Raw genomic sequence first — 24,825 nt, 5'->3', positions numbered from 1 at the left:
TCGGAAGCTGCTCTCGTGGTCCGGTTTCAGGAACGCACCAGTCGTGCGATGGCGTCGGTGGCTTCCTTGATCTTCGCGTCGGCCTCGGTGCCGCCCGCGACGGCGGCGTCGACGACGCAGTGGCTGATGTGGTCTTCGAGCAGACCCAGCGCCACGGCCTGCAACGCCTTGGTCATCGCGGAGACCTGGGTGAGGATGTCGATGCAGTACTTCTCGTCCTCGACCATCCGCTGCAGACCCCGCGCCTGGCCCTCGATGCGGCGCAGGCGCTTGAGGTAGTCGTCCTTGGCGCTGATGTACCCGTGGCCGGTTGTGTGGTCGTCAGCGTGGTCGGTGGTCGGTTGCTCGGTCATGAGTGTTCCCCTCGGGTGGGAGTGGTCAGGGGCTGGAAGCGGCGCAGTCGCAGGCTGTTGCTCACGACGAACACCGATGAGAATGCCATGGCGGCACCGGCCAGCATGGGGTTGAGCAGGCCCGCCGCGGCCAGCGGCAACGCCGCGACGTTGTAGGCGAAGGCCCAGAACAGGTTGCCCTTGATCGTGCTCAACGTCCTGCGCGACAACCGGATCGCGTCGGCCGCGGCCCGGAGGTCGCCGCGCACCAGCGTGAGGTCGCTGGCCTCGATGGCCACGTCCGTGCCGGTTCCCATGGCGAGACCGAGGTCGGCCTGCGCGAGGGCGGCGGCGTCGTTGACCCCGTCGCCGACCATCGCGACCACCTTGCCGTCGGCCTGCAGACGCTTGATCACGTCGACCTTGTCCTGGGGCAGTACCTCCGCGACGACTTCGCCGATGCCGACCTGGGCGGCGATCGCCCGGGCCGCGGAAGTGTTGTCGCCGGTGAGCATGATCGGGGTGAGGCCCAGTTCGCGGAACTGCGCCACCGCCTCGCGTGACGTCGGCTTCACGGTGTCGGCGACCACGAGCACGCCGCGCGCATGGCCGTCCCAGCCGATCCCGACGGCGGTCTTGCCCTCCGACTCCGCCGCGTCGACGACGCGCTGGAGTTCCGTGGTGAGCTGCAGCGACCAGTCGCGGAGCAGTTTCGCGCGGCCGATGACCACCGCGTGTCCGTCGATCATGCCCTGGACGCCGAGTCCGGCGATGTTGGTGAACTGTTCGACTTCGGGGAGCGTCGTCAGCCGCTCCTTCGCGCCGCGGGTGATCGCCCGCGCGATGGGATGCTCGGACGCGTCCTCGAGTGCGCCGGCGTACCGGAGAACCTGCTCCTCGTCCTGGCTGTCGGCGGCGACCACGTCGTGCAGCGACATCGTGCCGGTGGTGACGGTGCCGGTCTTGTCGACGACCACGGTGTCGACCCGCCGCGTCGATTCCAGAACTTCGGGTCCCTTGATCAGGATGCCCAGCTGGGCCCCGCGTCCCGTGCCCACCATGAGGGCGGTCGGGGTGGCGAGTCCGAGCGCACACGGGCACGCGATGATCAGGACGGCGACGGCTGCGGTGAACGCGGCGGCGATCGAACCGCCGGTCCCGATCCAGAAACCGAGGGTCGCGACCGACAACGCGATCACGATCGGGACGAAGATGCCGGAGATCTGGTCGGCCAGGCGTTGCACCTCGGCCTTGCCGGTCTGCGCGTCCTCGACCATCCACGCCATCTGCGCGAGCTGGGTGTCGGCGCCGATCCGGCTGGCGCGAACCACGATTCGGCCGCCGACGTTGACCGTCGCACCCGCCACCTCGGAGTCCGGCGACACCTCGACCGGCACGGATTCACCGGTCAGCATCGACGCATCCACCGCCGACGAACCTTCGACGACGACGCCGTCGGTGGCGATCTTCTCACCGGGACGGACCACGAAGAGGTCGCCGACGTCGAGTTGGTCGATGCCGATCAGCTGTTCGGTGCCGTCACGCAGCACCGACACTTCCTTGGCGCCCAGTTCGAGCAGCGCCCGCAGTGCCGCTCCCGCCCGCCGTTTGGCGCGGGCCTCGAAGTAACGGCCGGCGAGGATGAACGTGGTGACACCGGCCGCGGCCTCCAGATAGATGTTGCCGGTGCCGTCGACCCGCGCGATCGTGAGCTCGAACGGGTGCGTCATTCCCGGCATGCCGGCGGTGCCCCAGAACAGGGCGTACAGCGACCAGCCGAACGCGGCCAGCGTGCCCATCGACACCAGGGTGTCCATGGTCGCGGTGCCGTGCCGCAGGTTCGTCCAGGCGGCCTTGTGGAACGGCCACGCACCCCAGACCACGACCGGGGCCGCGAGGGTGAGCGAGAGCCACTGCCAGTTCGTGAACTGCAGCGCCGGGATCATCGCCATCGTGATGACGGGAACCGTCAGCACCGCCGACACGAGCAGCCGCTGCCGCAGTTCCGCCGCCGGGTCCTCTTCCTCCGGGGCCGGGGGCTTCACCTCGGGCAGTCGCGCCGTGTACCCGGCCTGCTCGACCGTGGCGACCAGGTCTTCGGGCGAGACGTCGGCGGCGTCGTAATGGACGCGGGCCTTCTCCGTCGCGTAGTTGACGGTCGCGGTGACGCCGTCGAGTTTGTTCAGCTTGCGCTCGATGCGGTTGGCGCACGACGCGCACGTCATCCCGCCGATGGCCAGTTCGATCTGGGAATCGGGTGGTGCAGCAATGTCGGTCCCGCGGGTCATCACTTCTCCTCCGGTCCGGCGGAGGCGGTGAACTCCGCGGTGTGGACGGCGCCGGCGTGCTGGAAGTCCAGGAACAGCCGGTAGTCGCCCGCGCTGGGTGCGGCGACGGCGAAGTCGATTCCCGGGCCCGCCGCGGTGACGCCGTCGCCGGGATGTCCGTCCGGGTGCACGTGCAGGTATCCGAGGTCGGTGGTGCGCAACGCCACCAGGTGACCGTATGCGCCGAGGTAGGGCTGCAGATCGGTGACCGGCTGTCCGTCGCGGCTCACCGAGAGGGTCACGTTCGACGTCTCTCCCGGTCGCAGCGCCCCGCCGAGGGTGACGGTGTACCCGTCCACGGTGGCGGTCGGTGCCGGAGCCGGCAGTTCCTGCGGGTCGTAGGTGCCCGCGACGCGCAGGTCCGTGCCCAGGGTGACGCCTTCGCCGCCTGCCGGGGTGAAGTCCGCGAACACGCGGTAGTCGCCGCCGCGGGTGAGGTCGAGGGGGACGCTCCACGTTCCGGCCGCGTCGAGCGTCGGGTGCACGTGCTGGAATCCGGCGAGGTCCCGGCGGACGACGATCAGGTGCAGCAGTTTCTCGTGCTCGACGGTGTAGTCCGTCACGGGTACCCCCGAGGGGTTCGTGATCCGGAACTGCACCGGGACCGCGGCACCGGCGGTGACCTGGTCGGATGCGAGTTCGAGGGTGTAGCCGTCCGCAGTGGGCGTCAGTCCGCCCGGGGTCGGGTCGGCGGCGGCGTCGTGGCCTCCCGCTCCGTGCCCGTCGTCCTCGGCCGTGTGCGCGGCGGGCTCGGCCACGTCCGGGCCGGCAACCGACCCGAGTGCGAGCGCGGCGCCGAAGATCACGACGAGGCCGACGGTGAATCCGGCGAACTTGCCGGTTGCGTTCATGATGGGTCTCCTGTGGTGGAGGTGCCGGCTCAGCCGGCCGCGTTGGAGGTGCCGGCTCAGCCGGCGACTGAATACCCGGCTTCTTCGACGGCACCCGCGACGTCGCTCGGATCGAGGTCGGTGGTGCTGTCGATGACGACCTTGCCGGTGGTCAGATCGACGTTCACGTTGGTGACGCCGGGGAGTGCGCTGATCTCCTCGGTGACCGAGGACACGCAGTGGTTGCAGGTCATGCCGGTGACGGTGACGCTCGAGGTGCTCACGGGTCTGCCTCTCTTCGGGGGTCGATGTCGTCTCTGAGAACTACCATACCCCCCTACCGTATTACCGCAAGGGTGACGGCGGCCACCGAGTACCGTGTTCCACGCCCACGCGGGCCCCGAAAGGTGATTGAGTGAGATACCGCATCTCACCCCACTGGGAAACGGAGCCCGGCAATGTCGATGGACAAGTTGCGCACCCAAATGCTGCGCCGCAAACCCCTCACCGAGGTGGACGAGGACACTCCGCCCGACGAGCGTCTGACCAAATCGCTCGGCCTGTGGCAACTCACCGCGATCGGCGTCGGCGGCATCATCGGCGCAGGCGTCTTCTCACTCGCCGGCTCGGTCGCGCATTCCGTCACCGGTCCGGCCGTGCTGATCTCCTTCCTGATCGCCGGTGTCGCCAGTGCCGCGGCCGCACTGTGCTACGCCGAGTTCGCCGGAATGATCCCCAAGGCAGGATCGGCCTACACCTACGGTTACGTGGCGCTCGGCGAGATCGTGGGCTGGTTCATCGGCTGGGACCTGCTGCTCGAATACATCGCGGTGGCGGCCGTCGTCGCCATCGGCGTATCCGGCTACTTCCGGTTTCTCCTCGAACAGATCGGCATCAGCCTGCCCGACTGGATGATGGGCGCGCTGGGCACCGGTGACGGGCACGTGTTCGACGTCTTCGCGGCCCTGTTCTGCCTGGGCACCGCCTGGGTGCTCTCGCGCGGAATCCGCAGCGTCGGTCGATTCGAGACGATCGCGGTGGCGATCAAGGTGGCGCTGGTCGTCCTCATCATCGTGCTGGGCGTCTTCCACATCGACAGCGCCAACTACACCCCCTACTTCCCGTTCGGCACCGCCGCCGTGTTCACCGGCGCGGCCACCGTCTTCTTCGCGGTGTTCGGATACGACGCGATGAGCACCGCCGCCGAGGAATCGAAGGACGCCACCAAACACCTGCCGAAGGCGATCCTGTACTCCCTCGGCATCGCGATGACCCTGTACGTCCTGGTCACCCTGGTGCTGACCGGAATGCAGAAGTACACCGAGATCAGCCCCGAGAGCGGCTTCTCCACCGCCTTCGATTCGGTCGGCATGCCCGGGGTCGCGAACATCATCGCGGTCGGGGCCATCGTCGGCATCATCACCGTCGTGCTCACCTTCATGCTCGGCGTGACCCGCGTCTGGTACGCGATGAGCCGGGACGGCCTGCTCCCGGAATGGTTCGCGAAGACGCACCCGGTCCGCAAGGTGCCGACGCGGGTCACCTGGATCGTGGGCATCGGTTCGGCTCTGCTGGCCGGGTTCTTCCCCATCAACACCGTCGCGGAACTCACCAACATCGGAATCCTGTCGGCGTTCATCGTCGTCTGCATCGCGGTCACGGTGCTCCGGCGCACCCGCCCCGAGGTCCCGCGCACGTTCACGCTTCCGTTCATGCCGGTCATCCCGATCATCGGCGTCGTGTTCTCCGGCTGGCTCATCCTCTCGCTGCCGTGGGAGACCTGGCTGCGCTTCGGGATCTGGCTGATCCTCGGTCTGATCGTGTACTTCTTCTACTCCCGCAAGCACTCAAAGCTCGAAGAGGCAGAGCCGGTGCCGCGTGGCTGACGAAAACCGGGAACGGGTGGACGCGACCGCCCTGACCGGCGTTCCCGCGACAATGATGTGGACCCTCCGCAACCGTGCCGTCGAGGCGTCGAGTCCGGGCGGCACGTTGGTCGACCCGCTCGCCGTGAGGCTCTACGAGACCCTCGACTATCCGTACGAGAACTTCGGGAAACCGAGCCAATCCCACGCCCTGCGCGCTCGGGCCTTCGACGACGAGATACGGGCGTTTCTCGCCGACCACCCCGGCGGAACGGTCGTCGCCCTCGGTGAAGGATTGCAGACCAGCTACTGGCGGATCGGCGACCCGGACGTCCGGTGGGTATCGATCGACCTGCCCGAGGTGGTCGCGCTGCGCAGGAAACTGCTGCCGGAGGAGCCGAACGTCACCACACTTACGGTGTCCGCGCTGGACCGCTCGTGGATGGACCACGTCGACACCGGCCGGGGCGTGTTCGTCTCGGCGGAGGGTCTGCTGATGTATCTGCCCGCCGACGAGTCGCTGTCCCTGATCGGCGACTGCGCCCGGCGTTTCCCCGGCGGCCGGATGATGTTCGATTCGATACCGAAATGGTTGAGCCGCAAGACGCAGAAGGGACTGCGAATTCACGGCGACTACACCGTCCCTCCGATGCCGTTCCACCTCTCCGCCGGCGACGCGGCGGACCTGCCCGGACAGGTGCCGGACCTCGCGTTCACCCGCGAGGTGACGCTGCCCCTCGGCCGGGGCCTGTGGGGGTCGACCCTGCTCCGCAGGCTGTCGGACCTGCGGCCGCTGCGCAACTCGCGTCCGACGCTGACCCTGTGCGGATTCGCGGGCTGAACCCGTCCGACGAGCGATGTGGGCCGACCCGCAGCAGAATGGTGCAATGGCGGACCGCGGATTCACCCCCACACAGCTCGCGGCTCGTGCCGCGTACCTGCTTCGCGGCAACGACCTCGGCACGATGACGAGTGCCGCGCCGCGCCTGTACCCGCACATGTGGAGTTGGGACGCGGCGTTCGTCGCGGTCGGCTTGGCGCCCCTGAGCGTGGAGCGGGCCGTCGTCGAACTCGACACCCTGCTGTCGGCGCAGTGGAAGAACGGGATGATCCCGCACATCGTTTTCGCGAACGGCGTCGACGGGTACTTCCCCGGCCCCGGGAGGTGGGAGTGCGGGACCCTCGCGGCGCACGCGCCGAGCGGCACGCAGACGTCGGGGATCACCCAGCCGCCCGTGCACGCCATCGCGGTGCAGCGCATCCTCGACCACTCGCGCAGGCACGGTCGCAGCACCCGCGCCGTCGCCGAGGAGTTCCTCGACCGGCGCTGGCCCGACCTCGTGCGCTGGCACCGCTGGCTGGCCAACGCCCGCGACCTCGACGGCAACGGCCGGATCGCGCTGTACCACGGCTGGGAGTCCGGCATGGACAACTCGCCGCGCTGGGACCACTCGTACGCCAACGTCGTGGCCGGGGTGATGCCCACGTATCTGCGCGAGGATCTGTCCCACGTCGCCGACACCGGACAGCGGCCGTCCAACGGCGAGTACGACCGCTACCTGTGGCTGCTCGAGGAAATGAAGACCGTCCGCTACGACGACGCGGAACTGGCCACCGCCATGAGCTTCGCGGTGGAGGACGTGTTCGTCAGCGCCGTGTTCTCGATGGCGTGCGAGGTGCTCGCGACCATCGGCGAGGAACACTCGATGCCGAACTCCGACGTCCGGGAACTGCACGGGTGGGCGGCCCGGTTCCGGCAGGGCGTCCTCACCACCACCGACCAACGGTCCGGGGCGGCACGCGATTTCGATCTGCGCAGCGGCCGGTGGATTTCCACCGAAACCCTCGCCATGTTCTCGCCCCTGCTGTGCGGCGGCCTGAGCCGGGACGCCGAACGCGCCCTGCTCCGCACGTTCGAGGGACCGAAATTCTGCGGTCACCCCGACCTCCGGTACGCCGTGCCGCCGTCGACGTCGCCGGTGTCGGGCGACTTCCGGCCGCGCGAGTACTGGCGCGGTCCGGTGTGGCCGGTGATGACGTGGCTGTTCTCCTGGGCGTTCGCCCGGCGCGGGTGGGCCGAGCGCGCGCACCTGCTGCGGTCCGAGGGGCTGCGGCAGGCGAGCGACGGCAGCTTCGCCGAATACTACGAGCCGTTCACCGGTCAGCCCCTCGGCAGCATGCAGCAGTCGTGGACGGCCGCCGCGGTCCTGGACTGGTTGGGCTGACGCCCCCGTGAGTACTTATTAGCCGCGGGACGTTAATAAGTACTCACAGGTGCTAGTCGCACAAGCGGATCGGACCGAGTTCGGCGTACCGATCGCCGGGGCCGGGGTTGTCGGCCGGGGCGGCGCCGCCCAGATGGTGCATCACGCCCCAGACGGCGTTGAGCGCGGTCTGCACGGCGCCCTCCGCCCAGCCCGCGGTCCACGAGATGTCGTCTCCGGCAAGGAAGATGCCGCGGTGTCGCGGGTGGAGTTCGTCCTGGATGAAATGGCTGAACAGCCGTTCCTGGTACCGGTAGTGGCCGGGGAGGTTCGCCTTGAACGCACCCATGAAGTCGCGTTCGGTCTCCCAGGACAGCGTGACCGGGGTCGAGATGATGTGACTGCGGAAGTCGACTCCCGGGTAGATCTCCTCGAGCGACTTGATCATGAGGTTCATCCGCTCCGTCGCGTCGAGCGGCAGCAGCTTGAGCGAATCGTCGGACCACGTGTAGGACAGGCAGATCAGGCCGGGCTTGTCGTCACCGTGGTCGAGGAGGTAGGTGCCGCGGCTCATCCGGTCCGTCAGGGTCATGCTGACGAGGTCGCGGCCGGTGACCGGATCCTTGTCCTTCCAGAACGGGCGATCCACGAGGGCGAACACCTTCGTCGACCCCATGTAGTGGGTGCGTTCGATGGCGGTCCAGTGGTCGATCGGGAACAGGTCGTCGTCGCAGTGAATGTTGTTGAGCAGCATCCAGCTCTGCGCCGTGAAGACCGCGGCGGGGTACGTGCGGATTTCCCCGGACGAGTCGGTGACCGTCACCTGGTGCGGTGCGGTCCTCCGGACCTCGGTGACGCGGGGACGGGTGCTTCCGCCGTTCAGTGCGCGCACCGACGTGCCGTCCGGCCAGTGCGCCATCCCCGCCGGGGAGTCGGTCCACAGGCGCAGGGGCAGTTGCTGCGACCCGCCGACGATGCCGCGGTGGTGGTCGTCGGCGGCGGTGATCACGACGCGCAGGATCTCGAGGATCGAGTTGGGGAAGTCGGTGTCCCAGCCACCCGTTCCGAAACCGACCTGCCCGAACACTTCCCGATGCCGGAACGACGCGAAGTGCTTCGACGAGGCGAGGAAGCCGTAGAACGTCTGATCGTCCAGCCGGACCACCAGGTCGTTCCAGATGCGCTTGAGTTCGGCGGTGTCACGGTCGCGGATTGCTTGCTGGAGCGGAATCAGCTCGGCGTGATCCTCGAGCGTGCGCTGCCACGCATCCGAGACCTCCCGGAACACGGGTGGCAGGTCGTCGAGGTGCTGCGCGTAGTAGCTTTCGCCCTTGAGGTCGATGACCGTGCTGGGGGTGCTGTCGGCGAGCGGGTTCGGGAACGCTTCGGTCCGCAGTCCCATGGCGTCGAGGTAGTGGAACAGGGTGGTCGACGATGGTGGGAACCGCATCGCACCCATCTCGGCCACCACGTCCGGGTGCCCGTCGAACGGATGCGACCGCATCCGGCCACCGATCTGATCGGCCTCGTAGACAATCGGTTTCAGGCCGAGTTTCATCAGCTCGTACGCGGTGACCATCCCCGACAGTCCGCCGCCGATGACTGCCACCTCGGTGCCGTGGCGATCGGTGGGCACCGCGCCGAGACCCGAGCGGTGCGTGACGTAGTCGTCGTAGGCGAACGGGAAGTCGGGGCCGAACATGGTGAGCGGCCGGGGATCGGTGTCCGCGGCGGTGCTGTCCGGGGTGACGGGGATCGTCATGAAGTCTTCTCCTGCATGAAGGGGTAGAGGTCGACGCGTCGATCGTCGAGATGGGTGTTCTCACGGCGGGATCGGCGGAGGACGTCGAGTTCGAGGTCGACGATGGCCAGCTCTTCGTGGCGGCCGGCGCGGGCGAGTTCGGTGCCGTCGGGCGCGATCGCACAACTGGATCCGCAGTAGTCGAGGTCGGCTTCGGTGCCGCACCGGTTGACGTACGTGACGAACAGCTGACTCTCGTAGGCCCGGGTGGGGACGACGCTCTCCGCGATGAATTCGTACGGGCTCATCAGGCCGGTGGGGACGACGAGCCACTGGATTCCCCGGTCGGCATGTGCGCGAACGGCTTCCGGGAACTCGACGTCGTAGCAGATCAGGAGTCCGCACCGGATTCCGGCGTGGTCGAACTGGACCACCAGTTCGTCGCCGGCGGCGAAGTGCGACCGGTCGAGCTCACCGAACAGGTGGGTCTTGCGGTAGTTGGCGAGCGACGTCCCGGACGGGTCGAACACCTGCACGCTGTTGTAGACGACGCCCCCATCCGCCTCGGGGTATCCGTAGACGACGGCGATCCCGGACTCGCGTGCGATCTCCGCGATCCGCGCCGCGATCGGTCCGTCGGCGGGTTCGGCCCGCTCCGCGATCAGGGATCCGATGTTGTAGCCGGTGGCCGCCATCTCCGGGCAGACCAGGATGGACGCCCCGGCTGCCGCCGCCGTCTGCGCGGCCGACGCGATGGCGGCGAGGTTCGCGGCGACGTCGAAGGACAGTTCGGGACCTTGGAACAGCGCTGCCCTCATGGTGCCGGCACCCTTTCCGGGCTGTTGCGGAGTTCGGACTTGCGGACGCCGTACGCGAAGTAGATCGCGAGCCCGACTGCCATCCACAGCGCGAACGCCACCCACGTCGAGACGCCCAGGCCGAACAGCAGCAGCGCGCAGAACACGACGCCGAGAACCGGCATCAGCGGGAACAGCGGGGTCCGGAAGCTGCGGTGCAGGTCGGGATGGCGCCGGCGCAGGATGATCACGGCGATGTTGACGAGCATGAACGCGAACAGCGAGCCGATGCTCGTCGCGTCGGCCAGTTCGCCCAGCGGCACGAAGCCGGCGAGCGCGGAGACGACACCGCCGACGACCACGATGTTGACGACGGGCACCCGGGTGCGCGGGTTGACGCGGGAGAAGACCCGCGGAACGAGACCGTCGAGCGACATCGCGTACAGGATCCGGGTCTGCCCGTACATCACGGCGAGGACGACGCTGGCGATGGCGATCACCGCGCCCGCGGACAGGAGGATGGCGGGCCAGGTGCTGGTGGTCGCGGCATTGAGGATGGTCGCGAGTGCGGCGCCCTCACCCGCGATGTCCTGCCAGGGCATCGCGCCGACGGCGGCGATCGCGACCAGGCAGTAGAGGATCGTGACGATCAGGAGCGAGAGGATGATCGCGCGGGGAAGGTCGCGTTTCGCGTTCTTCGCCTCGTCGCCTGCGGTCGACGCGGCGTCGAAGCCGATGTAGGCGAAGAACACCTGGGACGCCGCGGCCGTCACGCCGGCCGCGCCGAGGGGGATGAACGGTGCGAAGTTTCCGGCGCGGAACGCGGTGAACGCGACCGCGCAGAAGAACACGAGCACGAGGATCTTGAGGGCGACCATGACCGTGTTCACCAGGGCGCTCTCGGACGCTCCCCGGGTCAGCAGTGCCACCGCGACGAGCACGATGACGATGGCGGGCACGTTGACGATGCCGCCCGCGCCCGGTGATTCGCTGATCGCGGCGGGTAGTGCGATGCCGAACATGCCGTGGAGTAGTTCGTTGATGTACTCGCCCCAGCCGACGGCGACGGCCGCGACCGAGACGCCGTATTCGAGCATCAGGCACCAGCCGCAGATCCACGCGAAGAGTTCGCCCATCGTCGCGTAGGTGTACGAGTAGGAGCTACCGGAGACGGGGATGCTGCCTGCGAGTTCCGCGTAGGAGAGGGCGGAGAAGAGGGCGGTGAACGCCGCGAGCACGAAGGCGAGGACGACGGCGGGACCGGCCTTGGGTGTCGCCTCGCCGAGGATGACGAAGATGCCCGTTCCCAGCGACGCACCGATGCTCAGTGCGGTGAGGTGCACCAGGCCCATCGACCGCTTGAGGCCGTGACCGGGTTCCTGGTCGTTGCGCGCCACGATCGCGTCGACCGATTTGCGGGCGCGGAGTGCGCCGGCCAGTCCCGGCGGGCGCGGAGAAATCTTGGTGATGTCCAACGTTGAGCTCCTGAGCGGTGGAGTGATGTGGACAACAATGAACGGGCGAGCCGTGACTGTCAACACATGTTTCCTAAACCGCTTGACGGTTTCCTAGCGGGAGGTGGGCCGGACGTCGTCCGGTAGTGCGGGGGCCAGAATCCACAGAACGGTCGCCGTGTCGTCGCCGAGCGCGCGGAAGCTGTGCGGCAGCTGGGGCGAGAAGGTGAACGCGTCCCCGGTCGCGAGCGACACGTCCTCCCCGGCCCCCGGACCGTTGAAGGAAATGCAGATCCGGCCCGAGACGACGTAGACGAAGGCGACGTCGACCGGCAGTTCGTACGTTTCCGAGCCGCTCCCGCCGCCGGGCTCGATCCGGCTCAGGAGCGACTGGATGCGGCGCTCGCCGAACGGTGTCAACAGGAACTCGGCCATCCGCTCCCCGCCGAAACTGATCGGCGGGTAGTTGTCGGCCCGTACCACCTCACCTGCGGCGGAGCTCTCGAACAGCGACCCGACGGGAATGTTCAGGGCGGCGCAGATCCGCACCAGCGTGGCGACGGAGGCGCTCGCGTGGTCCCGTTCGATCTTCGACAGGTAGCCCTTGGTGATGCCGCAGCTCGCGGCCAGGTCGTCGAGGGTGAGGCGCTGGGCCTGCCGGGCCGCCTTGAGCCGGGGGCCGATCCGTGGCGCGTCGACGCCCGACGCGCCTTCGGTTGCGAGCTCGTTCGCCATGCATCGATCCTTCGTTGTGTCTCGTATAGGAAACAGGTGTTGACAAGAATGCGTTCCAAGGAAACGATACGACGACGCCACGTCTCCGGCACACACCGAAGGATTCCGATGAGTACAGATGACATAAAGGGCCCCGTCGACGCCACCCGCACGCCGCGCTACGCCGAACCCAGCACATTCGCTCGCCTCCCCCGGCTCGACGAGGTGTCCCGCGCCGACGTCACCGTGATGGGCGTCCCGTTCGACTCCGGCGTGAGCTACCGTCCCGGCGCACGCTTCGGTCCCGGCCACATCCGCGCCGCATCGAAGCTGCTGCGTCCGTACAACCCCGCACTCGACGTGCACCCCTTCGCGGCGCAGCAGGTCGCCGACTTCGGCGACATCGGCGTCAACCCGTTCGACATCCAGGAGGCCCTGGCCACCGTCGACGGCGCCGTCACCGACCTGCGCAAGGACGGCTCGACCGTGCTGACGCTCGGCGGCGACCACACCATCGCCCTGCCGATCCTGCGTTCCCTCGCCCGCGACCACGGTCCCATCGCCGTGCTGCACTTCGACGCGCACCTCGACACGTGGGACACCTACTTCGGCGCCCCCTACACGCACGGCACCCCGTTCCGGCGGGCCAGCGAAGAGGGGCTCATCGACCTCGAGCGTTCGCAGCACATCGGCATCCGCGGCCCGCTGTACAGCAAGAAGGACCTCGAGGACGACGCCGTCCTCGGATTCCAGGTCATCCGCTCCGACGACTACGAGGTGGACGGCGTCGCCAGCATCGTCGAACGGATGCGTCGACGGCTCGACGGCGGACCGGTCTATGTGTCCGTGGACATCGACGTCCTCGATCCCGCGCACGCGCCGGGCACCGGAACACCCGAGGCTGGAGGCATGACGTCCCGCGAGTTGCTGAACACGCTGCGCGGACTCGTCGGCCTGAATGTGGTCGGCGCCGACATCGTGGAGGTCGCGCCCGCATACGACCACGCCGAGATCACCGGTATCGCGGCAGCGCACGTCGCGTACGAGTTGCTGTCGGTGCTCGCGATCAACGCGTCGTCCGCCCCGGGGCGGGCTGCGCGCGGCGAGACGCTCCGGCAGGCGGCGTACGTGACGAAGTGACGTCCGTTGCCACGTGCGGGCAGCGGGAAGACGTTACCCTCGGGCGCATGGCTATCGGGGTGAAGGTCCGAAGGTTCTCCAAGATCGCACCACTACTGCTCGCCGGTGCGCTCGCGGCCGCAGTGCCGGGGCACGCTGCCGCCGAACCTGTCAGAGGTCCGGACGTGGCCTCGTGGCAACACCCGGGCGGGTCACCGATCGACTGGTTCGCCGTCCGCAACGCCGGCCACGACTTCGCGATGGTCAAGGCCACCGAGAGTCTCAATTACGTCAATCCGTTCTTCGTCCAGGACTGCCTCGCCATGCGGGTGGCCGGCGTCTCCCGGGGCGCGTACCACTACGCCGACCCCACCCAGTCGCCGGAAGCGCAGGCTGCGTTCTACTCGACAGTGGTGCTGGGCATCAACGGTCCGGGTGACATGCCTCCGGTCCTCGACATCGAGCATTCCGGTGGGCTGCCGCCCGCGGCCCTGATCGACTGGACGCACCGCTACCTCAACACGGTCCAATCGCTCACCGGACGTCAGCCGATCATCTACACGTACCCGAACTTCTGGCGGACGGCGATGGCGAACACCAACGAGTTCGCCGGATACCCGCTGTGGATCGCCGACTACAACGGTCAGAACACGCCCGGCCCCCTCCCCGGTGGCTGGAGCAACTGGACGTTCTGGCAGTACACCAGCACCGGTCGCATCGCCGGCGTCAACGGCGACGTCGACCTCAACGTCTACAGCGGGGCGCAGGGTGACTTCGCGCGGTACTCCAACAGCGCATCCCCCTTCGGCAGCTGACGCCTGACGGGCGCGATCAATCCCGGCACACCGGGTTTCCGGGGAACGCCGGGACGCCGACTCGGCAGCCGACGTCGGTGACGGCGTTCAGCCGCTCGACCGGCTCCCGGATCTCGAGCGCCGGCACGAGGCCGTCGGTGAGGAGTGCATTCTTGGTCGTCGGCGTCGTGGCGCGCTCGTCCAGGGTTCCGCGCACCCGTGCGAAGTTGACGAGTTCGTCGTACACCATCGACAGGGCCGCCTCGGTGGTCCGGTCTTCCGGGTGCAGCCCGGCGAAGTCCACGCCCGTCTCGTATTCGTGGCGGACGGCGTGCGGACCCTGGTCGCAGGTGGGCTGGTTCAGATCGATCCGGAAGTCCGGCCCTGCCGGACCCGGCGGCGTGATCGTGCCGGCGTCGGTGCAGACATGGTGCGAGATGCGATCGCCGAGTGCGTGAATGTAGATGCCGGTCCTCGCATTCCAGGAATTCTCGCCGATCCAGGAGTCGAATTGTGACGACAGGACCGTGTCGGAGATGACCTGCTGCCCCGTCATGTTGGTGAACGGGATGGCGGCGGGCGTCTCCAGGCTGTACGTGCCGTTGATCTGCACGGGATCGGCATCGCCGTAACACGTTGCGCCGGTGGCGTAGTCGCCGTTTTCCGAGGGGTTCGTGAAACCTCCCGTGCACAACGGTGCGCCACTTCCCGGCCCGGCCAGCGCCCAAGTTCTCAGGTGCGTGAGCATGATCTCGTGCCGGGGATCGTCGACATCCGGTTGCAGGCCGTTGGGCAGGGGATCCGCCGGTCCGCGCAGCGTGGGCAGGAAGTGGAAGAGGAACCCGCCGGTGGCGAAGTGGGTGCGCACCAGGCCGCTGATGTCCTTGGTGGTCAATGAGTCGGCGTCCGGGACGAGCCGGCCGAAGATGTCGCGTGGGGCGAATGTGCCGAGGTCGGTCGCTTCGTCGTACGCCGCGATCCAGTAAGCGTCCCGCTCGGAGAAGCCGACGGTGCGGGCGATGAGGTACGTCGAGTCCGAATGCACGAGACTCCGTCCGCCGAGTGGGCGGCGCAACGTGAAGCCATAGCGGAGGAACGCCTCGGCGCCGCAGATCGGCGAGTTGGGATCGTCGAGTAGACATTCGGGTGGCAGCGGAGCGCAGTTGTGCGGTGGGGCACCGTCCTCGGTGTAGCAAATATCCTCGGCGAATCCGTACACCGGTGGTGGTGACACGACGAATGCCGCGGCGGTAAGCGTCAGCGCCACGATGGTTCCACCGACTCTTCGAGTGAATCTTCTCATCGAGGTGCACCTTTCGGTGTGGCCGAGTAGATCAACATTAACACCGGGGACCAGGCAAGATGCTCGGTTCTCGCAGGCGCCGAAATCAGTACGAGAACCCCAGTCTTCACCTGGTGAGGATCCCGGCGACCAGGTTGATCGTCGTCGCGAGGATGACTGCACCGAAAACGTAGGACAACAGGCAGTGCCGGAGCGCGACCGCCCGAATCTCCGGGCTCGAGACGTCGGTATCGGATACCTGGTAGGTCATTCCGAGGTTGTAACTGAAGTAGAAGAAGTCGCGAAACGCGGGCGGGGCGGTGGAATTGAAATCTATACCACCCGTTGACTTTTCGGGACCAGATCCCTCGTAGTACAGAAAGGCGTATCGGGCCGCGTACATCAGATGCAGGGAAGCCCACGCCAGGAATACCCCGATCAGAGCCACGGCGGCGTGCGCGGTTCCCGCCGAGGATCCGCCGGCCACCTGAAGTGCGACGATTCCTCCGAGACCTCCTGAAGCCGCTGTCACCACGACCAATTCGTCGACTATCGGACGAAAATCCTCATGTCCCACGTTGCGGCGAGTTGCCGCCGCATCCATCGGCCACAACACCGCCCAACCGGATACGACGAACACGGCGGCAGCGGCGGCGATGCCGACGAGAGCCCCCAACGCGGCTGTGATCACCAGGCCGCCGATGAAGCCCGCCGCGACACCGACCACCACCGCGGCGGCCACTCTCGGGATGGCGGAGGTCGGGAGAGGTAGGTGCAATGCCTATGCCTCTTGCAGGAGGCGTCGAGGCCGGTGCGGCATCACCCGTGACGGGATCGGGTGAGCCGTCACCATCGGCGCTCCCCACGCCGGGTGGCGACGTTCAGGTCGTCGCACGAGTGCGGAGTCATGTGCGACCTCCTGAGTGTTGACACGGGGCGCCCGCGAGGGCAGACGGCAGGCCAGGGCGTACCAGCGACGTATTCCGAGCAGTCTATCCCGCCCATCGCTGTGATCGGACGGCGTTACCGTGATCGGTGAGCTCGATTGTGGGCGAACGCATTCGATTTACGACGCGGCGGCGAGGCCTGAGGATTGTCCGAATCGGACGAGGAAGTGGAGAGGAGTACCAAACCCTTTCCACTTTCAATTTATAGCGCACCCCGGGGCTTGCGGCAAGGCCCGGGTCGTGCCGCAGAATTACCGGCCGAAGCCAGAACCTGCAGAAATAGGAGTCGCGAGTGCGTGTGTTGTTGTCGACGTATGGGTCGCGTGGGGACGTCGAACCGTTGGTGGGACTCGTGGTGCAGTTGCAGGCACTCGGCGCGGAGGTGCGGGTGTGCGCACCGCCGGACGAGGACTTCGCGCAGCGGCTGGCCGGGGTCGGTGTGTCGATGGTGCCCGTCGGCCGGTCGGCGCGCGCGCTGACGACTGCGGCGCCGTCGGCGGCGGACCTGCCGCGGCGCGCGGCCGAGTTGATCGCCGGCCAGTTCGACGCGGTCACCGCGGCGGCCGAGGGATGTGACGCGTTGGTGGCGACCGGCGTGATGCTGGCCGCTGCCGGTGCACTGTCGGTGGCCGAGAAGCTGGGCATCCGCTCCGTGTCCGTGACGTTCCAGCAGCTGACCCTGCCGTCGCCGCATCGCCCGCCGCTCGCGTATCCGGGCCGGGCGTTCCCGCCGGACGTGACGGACAACCGGGCGCTGTGGGATCTGGACGCTCAGAGCATCGATGCACTGTTCGGGGAGGCGCTCGACACCAACCGGGCGTCGATCGGCCTGCCCCCGGTGGGCAACGTTCGCGACTACGTCATCGGCGACCGGCCGTGGCTGGCGACGGACCCGACCCTGGATCCGTGGCAGGAGACGCCGGACCTCGACGTCGTACAGACCGGTGCGTGGATCTTGCCCGACGACCGCCCACTCCCGGCCGAGTTGGTGGCGTTCCTGGACGCAGGCACACCACCGGTGTTCGTGGGCTTCGGCAGCATGCCCTTGCACGCGGCGACGGACGCCGCCGAGGTGGCCATCGAGGCGGTCCGCGCGCAGGGCCGCCGCGTACTCGTCGGGCGCGGTTGGGCCGACCTGGCCCTGATCGACGACGTGGACGACTGCTTCGCCGTCGGCGAGGTCAACCAGCAGGCACTGTTCCGGCGCGTGGCCGCTGTCGTGCATCACGGCGGCGCCGGGACTACGACGACGGCCACCCGGGCCGGCGCGCCTCAGGTGGTGGTGCCGCAGGCGGTGGATCAGCCGTACTGGGCCGGCCGGGTGGCCGACTTGGGCATCGGCGCGGCGCACGACGGTCCGGTTCCGGCCGTCGAGTCACTGTCGGCCGCGCTCACGGCGGCCCTGACCCCCGAGACCGGAGCACGCGCGGCCGCCGTGGCGGGCACGATCCGCACCGACGGTGCGGCGGTCGCCGCGACGTTGCTGCTCGACACGATCGCCCGCACCTCAGATCGGAGCTGATGACATGAAGAATCTGACTACCAGCGCGTTCGACCTTCCCGACCACCTCGCACCCAAGGCCGACCCGGCGCTGATCGCCGATGACGAGCTGCACTTCGCGGCTATCGCGGAAAGCCTCGAGCAGTCGATCGCCGACCTCGACCACCGCATCGACACCGAGCGCAAGGCACCCCGCCGATTGGGCCAGGAGGCGATGGAGCGGGACATGATGGTCCACCGGCTGAACGCCGAGCTGCGTGCCTTGCGCCGCTACGGTTTGGACCTGTGCCTCGGGCACTTCGTCAGTGCAGACAACCCCGAGCCCGTGTACGTGGGACGACTCGGCCTCATGGACCGTGCGGGCAATCAGCTGCTCGTCGACTGGCGCTCCCCCGTGGCCGAGCCGTTCTTCGGTGCGACCCACGGCAATCCGATGGGTCTGGAACGCCGCCGCAGGTACCGCTGGACCCGCGGCCGGGTCAGCGACTACTGGGACGAGGTGTTCACCCCGGACGGGTTCGCAGGCAACGCCGCGCTCGACGACCAGTCCGCGTTCATCGCCAGCCTGGGCAGCAACCGGTCGGCCCGGATGCGGGACGTGCTCGGCACCATCCAGGCCGACCAGGATGCCATCATCCGCGCGGGATCCCGTGGCGCCCTCGTCGTCGACGGCGGGCCGGGTACGGGCAAGACCGTCGTCGCGTTGCACCGCGCCGCGTATCTCCTCTACTCCGACCCCCGACTCCGTCACGGCGTGCTGTTCGTCGGCCCGCACGAGCCCTACCTGGCCTACGTCGCCGATGTCCTGCCCAGCCTCGGAGAGGAGGGCGTGCAGCTCTGCACCCTGCGGGAGCTCGTCGCCGAGGGTGCCACCGCGACGGTCGAGACCGACCGGGATGTGGCCCGCCTGAAGTCGTCCGCGGATCTGGTGAAGGCCATCGACGCGGCGGTCGCGTTCTACGAGGAGCCGCCGACCGACGGTATGACGGTCGCGACCGAGTGGTCCGACATCTGGCTGAGCGCCGACGACTGGGCCGAGGCGTTCGAAGCGCCGGAACCCGGTACTCCGCACAACGAGGCGCGCGAGCAGATCTGGGAGCTGCTGCTCACGATCCTGATCGACAAGTACGACGGTGACGTTCCGGCCGCCCAGCTCCGGAAGTCATTGCAGCAGAACGACGAACTACGCACGACCCTCGACAACGCGTGGACCCTGATCGAGGCGGCCGACCTCGTCGCCGACCTGTGGTCGGTGCCCGCCTACCTGCACAAGTGCGCGCCCTGGCTCAGCCCCGACGACGTTCGGAAGCTGCAACGCCCGGACGCCCAGCGCTGGACGGTGTCCGACCTGCCGCTCCTCGACGCAGCACGGCAGCGGCTCGGCGACCCGGAGGAATCACGACGCCGGCGTCGCCACCAGGCCGCCGTCGCCGCCGAACGCGAGCAGAGGTCCAAGGTCATCGACGACCTGATCGCGTCCGATGCCTACGACGACGGTGAAAGTTTGATGACACAACTGCGGCAGAAGGACCTGCAGGAGATGCTGGTCGACGAAGCCGCGCTGTCCGGCACCGACCCCGACCTGCTCGACCGCACGTTCGCACACGTCGTCGTGGACGAAGCGCAGGAACTGACGGACGCCGAGTGGCAGATGTTGTTGCTGCGCTGCCCGTCCCGGAGCTTCACCATCGTCGGCGACCGGGCCCAGGCCCGGCACGGGTTCACGGAGTCGTGGCAGGAACGGCTCGAGAGGGTCGGGCTCGACCGGATCGAACTGGCCTCTCTGACCGTCAATTACCGGACACCGAAAGAGGTCATGGCGGAAGCCGAGCCGGTCATCCGCGCCGCGCTCCCGGACGCCAACGTGCCGACCTCCATCCGCAGCAACGACATCCCCGTCGCACACGGATCCTTTTCCGATCTGGGCTCGATCCTCGACACCTGGCACGAAACAAACTCCGACGGGATCGCCTGCGTCATCGGCGATTCGACGTTCCGGGCCACGCCCCGCGTCCGTTCGCTGACCCCGGAGCTGTCGAAGGGGCTCGAATTCGACCTGGTCGTCCTCGTCGACCCGGACACCTTCGGCACGGGGATCGAAGGGGCCGTCGACCGCTACGTCGCCATGACCCGGGCGACCCAGCGACTCGTCATCCTCACGAGTACCTGACGTCGGCCGAAGCTCTCGAAGCGCCGCGATCATGGCCCGCTGAAGGAGTCCAAGGCGGCCACCAGCGCGGAGCTGAATCCGCCTCCACCGTGGCCGGCATCGTCAACCACGACGAGTCGACTCTCCGGCCAGGCCCGCGAGAGCTTCCAGGCCGTGTCCAACGGTCCCGAAACATCGAAGCGGCCGTGGACCAGCACTGCCGGGATACCTACCAGACGGCTCATTCCCTCCAGTATCTGGTTCGGCACGAGGAAGCACTCGTGACTCCAGTAATGCGTCACCAACCTGGCGAAAATCATCCGGAACGTTGCGTCCTCGTATCGGGGGCTCGGTCTCCATCCCGGCATCAACGACACGTGGGTGTCCTCCCACGCACACCACCTCCTCGCCGCCTCCTCGCGCACCGCCGCGTCCGGGTCGGCGAGGAGGCACGCATACGCGGCCGCCAGATCCCCGTCCCGTTCGCCGGCCGGCACGGGAGCGATGAATTCCTCCCACTCCCTGGGGAGGATCCGACCCATGTCACGGGTGATCCAGTCGATCTCGGTTCGGGATCCGGACGTGATCGCTCCGAGCGCCATCGCGAGGACACGCTCGGGATGGCGCTGGGCGTAGACCAAACCCAGGGTCACACCCCAGGACACCCCGGCCACGACCCAACACCTGATCCCCAGATGCTTACGCAGGCGTTCGATGTCCTCCATCAAATGTGCTGTCGTGTTGGTCGATAGGTCGGTGTCGGGGCCGGCGGCAAGCGGGCGGCTGCGCCCGCATCCGCGTTGGTCGAACAGCACCGCGCGAAAAGCATTCGGGTCGAAGAAGCGTCGTGCGCCGGGAGTGCATCCAGATCCCGGCCCTCCGTGCAGATACAGCACCGGCGTCCCCGTGGGATTTCCGGTGGTCTCCCAATACAGGGAATGGCCGTCGGAAACGTCGAGAAACCCGGCTTCGTACGGTTCCACCGCAGGATGGAGAGCGCTACTCACGAACTCAGCTTCGCATCCTGCACGAGGAGACGAACCGCGAATCAGTCGTTCCCGGCCTTGGTGGTAGCCACCGCCGAGAGTCGCCTGCGACGATTGCAGGTGCCCTTCGAGAGGAGACGAACGATGACAGCGTCCGATCCACAGGTCACCACCCGCGAGGAGTGGCTCATCGCGCGGCGCGAGTTACTCGCACAGGAGAAGGAGCTGACCCGCCACCGCGACCGGGTCAACGCCGCCAGGCGCGCGCTGCCGATGGTCGAGATCACCGAGAATTACGCATTCGACGGCCCCGACGGCAGGACCGGATTCGCCGACCTGTTCGACGGCCGCAGCCAACTCCTGATCTACCACTTCATGTTCGAACCCGACGCCGACGAGGGATGCCCCTCCTGCTCGTTCACGATGGACAACGTCGGCAACCTCCGGCACCTCTACGCCCGGGACACCTCGTTCGCGGCCGTCTCCCGCGCACCGCTGAACAAACTCGAGCAGTACCGACAGCGAATGGGCTGGACCTTCCCCTGGTACTCCTCGCACGGCAGCGACTTTAATTACGACTTCCACGTCACCCTCGACGCGTCGGTCGCACCGGTCGAATACAACTACAAGGACGAGGCCGAACTCGTGCAGTCGGACCCCGCGTGGAAAGGCTGGTGCGGCGAAGAGCACGGCGTCAGTGCTTTCCTCCGCCAGGGTGAGCGCATCTTCCACACCTACTCCGGTTACGCGCGCTCCACCGAGATCCTCCTCGGCACCTATCACTGGCTCGACCTCACTGCCCGCGGCCGTCAGGAGGACTGGGAACCGCAACCTCGCCGCGGCGACGACCCCTTCATGAGTTGGCTACGCCGCCACGACGAATACGAACCAGGCGAGATTTCCGGAGAGAAGATCCCCGAGTGACCGCCTACATCAGTTCGAGCCCCGTTGCCTGCAATTCGAGATAGTCCCGCACCAACAGGGGAGAACACGGCGTGGACACCGCGGTCCAGGGCGTGTGTTGGGGTAATTGCAGTGTCAGCGATTCGGGTACCGCCTCGCGACACCTGATGACCGCCCGGAGTCGCGGCGTCAGGGAGTTCCACCACGCATCCAGCACATACCTGCACTGGGAGAGGTATTCGGAGAGTGGCCCTTGGAGAACCGCCATCTGCGGTACCGAATCAACTCCACCACTGATCCCCGCGACGCACGCGTCCCCGCATACGGCCATCACCTGCCCGATGAATTGCGGCGGCATGATGCCTTCGGGGTTTCGCAGCAGAGCGAGGCGCGCGCCGGCGGACAGGGCTTCATAAGCCACTTCGGGGTCGATTGCCTCGTCACCCATGCCACGAACGTACCCGGCTGTGGGCGTCTCCTATCGGGAACAGCAATATGTAATCAGCCTGAGCGCCGGCGCGGCCACGTCAGCGTCCGATCACTTTCGCCTCCGGCGCGGCTCGGGTTCGCGTTCGGCTTCCGATCCGCCGAGCAGGTCACCGAGCGTCTCCCCCACGGCCTCGAGCGCGCCCTTGGTCTTGGACTTCGTGCTGCCGCTGCCCTTCACATCGGAAACGAGGTCGGTCAGGCCCTTCGGTTCGCTGCCGATCTCCAGTCGGTTCACCGCCTCGGCGAAGCGCAGGTAGGTATCCACACTGGCGACAACGACGCGGGCGTCGATGGTGAGCAGTTCGATACCGACCAGCGAGACCCGCACGTAGGCGTCGATGACGAGGCCCTTGTCCAAGATGGTGTCGATGACATCGGCGAGGCTGCTGGAACTCGGGCCGCCACCTGCTGTGGTCATCGCTGTGCTCCTCGCTTTCGACTACCGGAGGTTTTCGCCGGGGTGCTCCGCTTGCGGGGCGGTCGCCGCGCCGGTCGTTCCTCGGCCTCCTCTGCCGTCTCGTCGTCGACGTCGTCCGGCGGCGGTGTCTTCTTCGGTCGTTTTTTGCGTCCCAGCGCGCCCACCACACCCACGGTGTCGTCGACGAGCTTGTGCATTCTGCCCGCGGTGTCATCGGCGGCTTCCTCCACCGTGTCCACAGTGTCGTCGCTGACGTCTCCGGCCATGTCCGCGGTGTCCTCGACCAGGTCTTCGGCGGTCTCCAGGACCGCATCGCTGCCGGAGAGCAGCCGATTGTTGAGTGCGTCGACTCGGGCGGTGGCGGCGGTCATGGCCGCCACTTTCACGGCGTCGAGGAGTTGGCCACGCACCGATTCACTGAGCTCGGCGAACTCGGGCGAGGTTTGCAGCAGTTTCGAGGCCCGGTCCACCATCTCCTGGGGTCCGCCGGCGAGGCGGCCGGCACCCGCCGCCGCGAGCAGCAGTCCCAGTTTCTTCCGGTGCCCTCGGCCCAGCCAATAGCCCACGACCACCGCTGCCGCGATTTGCAATCGGGTCATCATCGTCGACTCCCTTCACCCGCATCGGCCGTCATCGGTCGACGCCGAGCGCCCGGAGCCGGCCGCCCGGCGTACCCCCAGATCGGTAAGTCCGGTGCGAACCAACCCCGAACACGACTACCCGCAACGGATGGCCGTCAATCGGTCAAAAGGCCGCAATGGGGTGGGAAATTCGGTGGGTGTGACCGACGGTGGAAACCGCCCGACCGGTCGCTCCTCGGCGTACCCCGTGCACTCCGCGACGACCCGCTAGGTCGCCGAGCGTGGTCGACAGTCACCCGAATGTCCGATTCACACTTCGAGTTACCGGGTCTGTGCCATCGTGTGCCGCACGCAAAGCTGACGGTTCGTCGACATCGTGAAGACCGACCTCGGACGCGCCGATTCGGAGAGTGTCGAGGCCGAAGGCCGCGACAGGGCCGTGCACGCCGGGCTCGAGGACGGCATCCGGCGCTGCCGCGCGGACGGCACCCCAGGCCAAGAGCGATGCTGTCATCTCATAAGGATCAGGTCCGGCAAGGGCCGTCGTGGCCAATGCCCGACCGGAGTCGTCGCGGGCGACGGCGATGACCAGCGAACGGCCGTCGCTGTCCGGCTCACGGTGCGATCCGGGGAGCCGCTCGGACAGCCAGGTCAGTGCGGCCCGTGCCGGCGCCGACCGCAGGAGGGGTGCAGGGAGCGCGGTGGCCGTCCGTATCGGACGCGTCCATCGCCCCAACCACCCCATGCACACGTCGATATTCTCCAGCTGGGCGAAGACTCCGGCAGGCCCAGATGCTCCGAGCCGGCGACGGTCATCGCCGCACGGTTCACGCCCGCGTAGCTGAAGGTGCGCACACGCTTGCCGACGCGCTCGTCGACCAGGCGGGCGGGAGCCCCGGCGTGCGGGTGGCGATAGGCGAACGCATCATCGGCCGCCGCACCGACCAGGGTCTTCCGCGTGCCCCCCGTGGTCAGGCTGAAGACATCACGCAGGCCGCTTCGGTATCGCAGCGCGTCACCATGTCCTGCACGGGTGAGGAAGTAGCCGATCTCCATCCGGGTGGCCCGATCCCCCGCGCTCGTCAGCGCGAGCGCGCCGGCGAGGTTGCCCGGTACATAGTCGTAGCCGAACGCCGGCACTACGGTCGCTCCGCGGGCTGTCGCGACGGAGTCCAACTCGAAGACACGCCGGACGAAGGTTCCCTCCCCGGTGGAGTCGAAGTAGTGCGCCCCCGCCTGTACCGCCGCGGTCACCGTCGCCAGACCGAGCTGCATGAATGGCCCCACTAGTATGGTTTCGGCCGACCAGGGTCGGCTCCTCACCGCGTGCGAGCAGCTCTAGTGTCCTGAGTCTTTAATTCTGGCGCAGTAGTGTGCGATGGAGTCGAGGAT

23 protein-coding genes are annotated in these 24,825 nt (G+C 67.7%); 8 read left to right on the top strand and 15 right to left on the bottom strand.

Annotation, left to right across the window (positions count from 1 at the left end):
- Positions 1 to 26: 26 nt before the first annotated feature.
- From QM841_RS28470 to QM841_RS28455, 4 genes are read right to left on the bottom strand one after another with little or no spacing between them, the layout of a single operon-like run.
- Positions 27 to 353, bottom strand: a complete 327-nt coding sequence (locus tag QM841_RS28470) for a metal-sensitive transcriptional regulator (protein WP_280779237.1) — start codon at positions 351 to 353, stop codon at positions 27 to 29.
- Positions 350 to 2,620, bottom strand: coding sequence for a heavy metal translocating P-type ATPase (locus QM841_RS28465; protein ID WP_283334627.1), 2,271 nt, complete (start codon positions 2,618 to 2,620; stop codon positions 350 to 352). Before QM841_RS28465 ends, QM841_RS28470 begins: the two co-directional genes overlap by 4 nt.
- A complete protein-coding gene (locus tag QM841_RS28460) occupies positions 2,620 to 3,510 on the bottom strand; it encodes a DUF8832 domain-containing protein (RefSeq protein ID WP_283334626.1) in 891 nt (296 codons plus the stop codon). The genes QM841_RS28465 and QM841_RS28460 overlap by 1 nt, the downstream gene beginning before the upstream one ends.
- A gap of 56 nt (positions 3,511 to 3,566) precedes the next feature.
- On the bottom strand, positions 3,567 to 3,773 hold the full coding sequence (locus tag QM841_RS28455) for a heavy-metal-associated domain-containing protein (RefSeq protein ID WP_105418026.1): 207 nt from the start codon (positions 3,771 to 3,773) through the stop codon (positions 3,567 to 3,569).
- A 174-nt stretch (positions 3,774 to 3,947) separates the two neighbouring features.
- Here QM841_RS28455 and QM841_RS28450 point away from each other — a divergent pair, with 174 nt between their 5' ends.
- The 3 genes from QM841_RS28450 to ggh are packed head-to-tail and all read left to right on the top strand — an operon-like array spanning position 3,948 to position 7,579.
- On the top strand, positions 3,948 to 5,375 hold the full coding sequence (locus QM841_RS28450; RefSeq protein ID WP_283334625.1) for an amino acid permease: 1,428 nt from the start codon (positions 3,948 to 3,950) through the stop codon (positions 5,373 to 5,375).
- A complete protein-coding gene (locus tag QM841_RS28445; protein WP_280779242.1) occupies positions 5,368 to 6,195 on the top strand; it encodes a class I SAM-dependent methyltransferase in 828 nt (275 codons plus the stop codon). Before QM841_RS28450 ends, QM841_RS28445 begins: the two co-directional genes overlap by 8 nt.
- Before the next feature lie 46 nt (positions 6,196 to 6,241).
- Positions 6,242 to 7,579, top strand: a complete 1,338-nt coding sequence (gene ggh / locus QM841_RS28440) for a glucosylglycerate hydrolase (protein ID WP_005249245.1) — start codon at positions 6,242 to 6,244, stop codon at positions 7,577 to 7,579.
- A 52-nt stretch (positions 7,580 to 7,631) separates the two neighbouring features.
- Here the strand turns inward: ggh and QM841_RS28435 are convergent, their stop codons facing one another.
- The 4 genes from QM841_RS28435 to QM841_RS28420 all read right to left on the bottom strand — a co-directional run bounded on the left by QM841_RS28435 (position 7,632) and on the right by QM841_RS28420 (position 12,285).
- Positions 7,632 to 9,320: a flavin monoamine oxidase family protein gene (locus QM841_RS28435; protein WP_283334624.1), complete on the bottom strand. Its 1,689-nt coding sequence runs from the start codon at positions 9,318 to 9,320 to the stop codon at positions 7,632 to 7,634.
- On the bottom strand, positions 9,317 to 10,117 hold the full coding sequence (locus QM841_RS28430) for a carbon-nitrogen hydrolase family protein (protein WP_283334623.1): 801 nt from the start codon (positions 10,115 to 10,117) through the stop codon (positions 9,317 to 9,319). The genes QM841_RS28435 and QM841_RS28430 overlap by 4 nt, the downstream gene beginning before the upstream one ends.
- Positions 10,114 to 11,571 (bottom strand): amino acid permease, encoded by a 1,458-nt coding sequence (locus tag QM841_RS28425; RefSeq protein ID WP_280779245.1) that lies wholly within the window; start codon positions 11,569 to 11,571, stop codon positions 10,114 to 10,116. The genes QM841_RS28430 and QM841_RS28425 overlap by 4 nt, the downstream gene beginning before the upstream one ends.
- 93 nt (positions 11,572 to 11,664) lie before the next feature.
- On the bottom strand, positions 11,665 to 12,285 hold the full coding sequence (locus QM841_RS28420) for a helix-turn-helix domain-containing protein (RefSeq protein WP_005249249.1): 621 nt from the start codon (positions 12,283 to 12,285) through the stop codon (positions 11,665 to 11,667).
- Positions 12,286 to 12,393: 108 nt separating this feature from the next.
- Between QM841_RS28420 and speB the strand changes: the two genes are divergently transcribed.
- Entirely contained in the window at positions 12,394 to 13,404 is a 1,011-nt protein-coding gene (speB, locus tag QM841_RS28415; protein WP_095868612.1) for an agmatinase, read from the top strand.
- A gap of 47 nt (positions 13,405 to 13,451) precedes the next feature.
- Complete coding sequence (locus tag QM841_RS28410; protein ID WP_105418037.1) at positions 13,452 to 14,198, top strand: glycoside hydrolase family 25 protein; 747 nt, start codon at positions 13,452 to 13,454, stop codon at positions 14,196 to 14,198.
- Positions 14,199 to 14,214: 16 nt separating this feature from the next.
- On the opposite strand, the gene QM841_RS28405 is transcribed toward QM841_RS28410, so the two are convergent.
- Together QM841_RS28405 and QM841_RS28400 are read right to left on the bottom strand one after the other, a co-directional pair.
- The gene (locus QM841_RS28405) at positions 14,215 to 15,480 is read right to left on the bottom strand and encodes a hypothetical protein (protein ID WP_283334622.1); all 1,266 of its coding nucleotides are present in this window, start codon (positions 15,478 to 15,480) and stop codon (positions 14,215 to 14,217) included.
- A 106-nt stretch (positions 15,481 to 15,586) separates the two neighbouring features.
- Positions 15,587 to 16,201, bottom strand: coding sequence for a DUF1345 domain-containing protein (locus tag QM841_RS28400; RefSeq protein WP_283334621.1), 615 nt, complete (start codon positions 16,199 to 16,201; stop codon positions 15,587 to 15,589).
- 497 nt (positions 16,202 to 16,698) lie between these two features.
- On the opposite strand from QM841_RS28400, the gene QM841_RS28395 reads away from it, so the two are divergent.
- Both QM841_RS28395 and helR read left to right on the top strand, forming a co-directional pair.
- On the top strand, positions 16,699 to 17,928 hold the full coding sequence (locus QM841_RS28395; RefSeq protein ID WP_283334620.1) for a glycosyltransferase: 1,230 nt from the start codon (positions 16,699 to 16,701) through the stop codon (positions 17,926 to 17,928).
- A 4-nt stretch (positions 17,929 to 17,932) separates the two neighbouring features.
- Positions 17,933 to 20,077 carry an RNA polymerase recycling motor ATPase HelR gene (gene helR / locus QM841_RS28390; RefSeq protein ID WP_283334619.1) on the top strand — a complete coding sequence of 715 codons (2,145 nt, stop codon included), beginning with the start codon at positions 17,933 to 17,935 and terminating at the stop codon, positions 20,075 to 20,077.
- A gap of 29 nt (positions 20,078 to 20,106) precedes the next feature.
- On the opposite strand, the gene pip is transcribed toward helR, so the two are convergent.
- Positions 20,107 to 21,063 (bottom strand): prolyl aminopeptidase, encoded by a 957-nt coding sequence (gene pip, locus QM841_RS28385; RefSeq protein WP_283334618.1) that lies wholly within the window; start codon positions 21,061 to 21,063, stop codon positions 20,107 to 20,109.
- 123 nt (positions 21,064 to 21,186) lie between these two features.
- On the opposite strand from pip, the gene QM841_RS28380 reads away from it, so the two are divergent.
- Positions 21,187 to 21,966 (top strand): DUF899 domain-containing protein, encoded by a 780-nt coding sequence (locus tag QM841_RS28380; RefSeq protein ID WP_283334617.1) that lies wholly within the window; start codon positions 21,187 to 21,189, stop codon positions 21,964 to 21,966.
- Positions 21,967 to 21,970: 4 nt separating this feature from the next.
- Here the strand turns inward: QM841_RS28380 and QM841_RS28375 are convergent, their stop codons facing one another.
- The 4 genes from QM841_RS28375 to QM841_RS28360 all read right to left on the bottom strand — a co-directional run bounded on the left by QM841_RS28375 (position 21,971) and on the right by QM841_RS28360 (position 24,708).
- Positions 21,971 to 22,393, bottom strand: a complete 423-nt coding sequence (locus QM841_RS28375) for a hypothetical protein (RefSeq protein ID WP_283334616.1) — start codon at positions 22,391 to 22,393, stop codon at positions 21,971 to 21,973.
- Between the two features lie 90 nt (positions 22,394 to 22,483).
- Positions 22,484 to 22,852 carry a gas vesicle protein GvpJ gene (gene gvpJ / locus QM841_RS28370; RefSeq protein WP_005575060.1) on the bottom strand — a complete coding sequence of 123 codons (369 nt, stop codon included), beginning with the start codon at positions 22,850 to 22,852 and terminating at the stop codon, positions 22,484 to 22,486.
- Positions 22,849 to 23,451, bottom strand: a complete 603-nt coding sequence (locus QM841_RS28365; protein WP_283334615.1) for a hypothetical protein — start codon at positions 23,449 to 23,451, stop codon at positions 22,849 to 22,851. The genes gvpJ and QM841_RS28365 overlap by 4 nt, the downstream gene beginning before the upstream one ends.
- A gap of 633 nt (positions 23,452 to 24,084) precedes the next feature.
- Entirely contained in the window at positions 24,085 to 24,708 is a 624-nt protein-coding gene (locus QM841_RS28360; protein WP_283334614.1) for a saccharopine dehydrogenase family protein, read from the bottom strand.
- Positions 24,709 to 24,825: the final 117 nt, after the last annotated feature.

Source organism: Rhodococcus sp. IEGM 1307 (assembly GCF_030056915.1).
GTDB classification, from domain to species: Bacteria; Actinomycetota; Actinomycetes; order Mycobacteriales; family Mycobacteriaceae; genus Rhodococcus_F; species Rhodococcus_F opacus_D.
Note: the sequence above shows the minus strand (reverse complement) of the source record. Positions and strands in the feature narration are given on the sequence as shown.